Genomic DNA, 1,579 nt, shown 5'->3' with positions numbered 1-1,579 from the left:
TTGAGCATCAAACTTTTAAATTGAAGAGTTTGATCATGGCTCAGATTGAACGCTGGCGGCAGGCCTAACACATGCAAGTCGAACGGTAACAGGAAGCAGCTTGCTGCTTCGCTGACGAGTGGCGGACGGGTGAGTAATGTCTGGGAAACTGCCTGATGGAGGGGGATAACTACTGGAAACGGTGGCTAATACCGCATAACGTCGCAAGACCAAAGAGGGGGACCTTCGGGCCTCTTGCCATCAGATGTGCCCAGATGGGATTAGCTAGTTGGTGAGGTAACGGCTCACCAAGGCGACGATCCCTAGCTGGTCTGAGAGGATGACCAGCCACACTGGAACTGAGACACGGTCCAGACTCCTACGGGAGGCAGCAGTGGGGAATATTGCACAATGGGCGCAAGCCTGATGCAGCCATGCCGCGTGTATGAAGAAGGCCTTCGGGTTGTAAAGTACTTTCAGCGGGGAGGAAGGTGTTGTGGTTAATAACCGCAGCAATTGACGTTACCCGCAGAAGAAGCACCGGCTAACTCCGTGCCAGCAGCCGCGGTAATACGGAGGGTGCAAGCGTTAATCGGAATTACTGGGCGTAAAGCGCACGCAGGCGGTCTGTCAAGTCGGATGTGAAATCCCCGGGCTCAACCTGGGAACTGCATTCGAAACTGGCAGGCTTGAGTCTTGTAGAGGGGGGTAGAATTCCAGGTGTAGCGGTGAAATGCGTAGAGATCTGGAGGAATACCGGTGGCGAAGGCGGCCCCCTGGACAAAGACTGACGCTCAGGTGCGAAAGCGTGGGGAGCAAACAGGATTAGATACCCTGGTAGTCCACGCCGTAAACGATGTCTACTTGGAGGTTGTGCCCTTGAGGCGTGGCTTCCGGAGCTAACGCGTTAAGTAGACCGCCTGGGGAGTACGGCCGCAAGGTTAAAACTCAAATGAATTGACGGGGGCCCGCACAAGCGGTGGAGCATGTGGTTTAATTCGATGCAACGCGAAGAACCTTACCTGGTCTTGACATCCACGGAAGTTTTCAGAGATGAGAATGTGCCTTCGGGAACCGTGAGACAGGTGCTGCATGGCTGTCGTCAGCTCGTGTTGTGAAATGTTGGGTTAAGTCCCGCAACGAGCGCAACCCTTATCCTTTGTTGCCAGCGATTAGGTCGGGAACTCAAAGGAGACTGCCAGTGATAAACTGGAGGAAGGTGGGGATGACGTCAAGTCATCATGGCCCTTACGACCAGGGCTACACACGTGCTACAATGGCGCATACAAAGAGAAGCGACCTCGCGAGAGCAAGCGGACCTCATAAAGTGCGTCGTAGTCCGGATTGGAGTCTGCAACTCGACTCCATGAAGTCGGAATCGCTAGTAATCGTGGATCAGAATGCCACGGTGAATACGTTCCCGGGCCTTGTACACACCGCCCGTCACACCATGGGAGTGGGTTGCAAAAGAAGTAGGTAGCTTAACCTTCGGGAGGGCGCTTACCACTTTGTGATTCATGACTGGGGTGAAGTCGTAACAAGGTAACCGTAGGGGAACCTGCGGTTGGATCACCTCCTTACCTTAAAGAAGCGTACTTTG

The 1,579-nt window shown here is 54.0% G+C and carries 1 rRNA gene; it reads left to right on the top strand.

The features are described from left to right. The first annotated feature begins 17 nt into the window (after positions 1 to 17). A 16S ribosomal RNA gene (locus tag ACH0VJ_RS22520) occupies positions 18 to 1,559 on the top strand. The last annotated feature ends 20 nt before the right edge of the window (positions 1,560 to 1,579 follow it).

It is taken from the genome of Salmonella sp. 2020_1459, assembly GCF_043847915.1.
GTDB classification, from domain to species: domain Bacteria; phylum Pseudomonadota; class Gammaproteobacteria; order Enterobacterales; family Enterobacteriaceae; genus Salmonella; species Salmonella enterica.
This window is presented reverse-complemented; position numbering and strand designations above follow the sequence as displayed.